The following is a 627-nucleotide window of genomic DNA, read 5'->3' as shown; positions in this document are numbered from 1 at the left end:
GCATAAACCCTAAAAATAATCCGGCTAAAACCCCTTTTAATTTCCCGACACCTTCAACCGGCAATGGTAATATGGGATTATCAATAACTTGTATTAATGGCGTCTCTTGCCTTAATGAAATTCTGGATAATTCTAAATTCTTTACCAGCTCAGCATATATAGCCGAACTTGCCTGTACATCAATCTGTTTTCTTTGCGAAGGAACTTTCAATGCGAGTAAAGACGGATTTGCATTTGGCTCCGCATCTAAAGCTGATGCTACTCCACCAATTGATGAATTTAATACTCGCTTTACGCTATCGGTTTGTTTTTGCAATACTTCTACGTTAATTGTAGCTTTTCTGGTTTTAGTTTTAACATAAAAATCATTGACCGTAGATACCAGCTTATCATTAAAATTCTTGGCAAATAACTCGTCGCTAAACGCTACGTCAACATTTATTATATTTAATTTTTTGTCAGGTTTACTTACAACTAGTACTTTTTTATTAATCGCAGTAACAATATCAACCAGCAAACTATCCTGAACACGATTGAATCTTTCCACACCACCTCTGAAGTCAACATTACCCACACCTCCTTCTTTTGCCCATTTTTCCCTCAAGTGTAAAAAATTCACATATCTGT

General features: G+C 35.7%; 1 pseudogene. It reads right to left on the bottom strand.

Annotation, left to right across the window (positions count from 1 at the left end):
• Positions 1–604: pseudogene (locus AC1DPZ_RS28640) on the bottom strand (lipopolysaccharide biosynthesis protein); the annotation flags it as partial.
• Positions 605–627: the final 23 nt, after the last annotated feature.

The sequence above is a fragment of the Mucilaginibacter sp. P4_G9 genome (assembly GCF_056400985.1).
The sequence above is the reverse complement of the archived record's forward strand: the minus strand, read 5'-3'. Positions and strand labels throughout refer to the sequence as shown.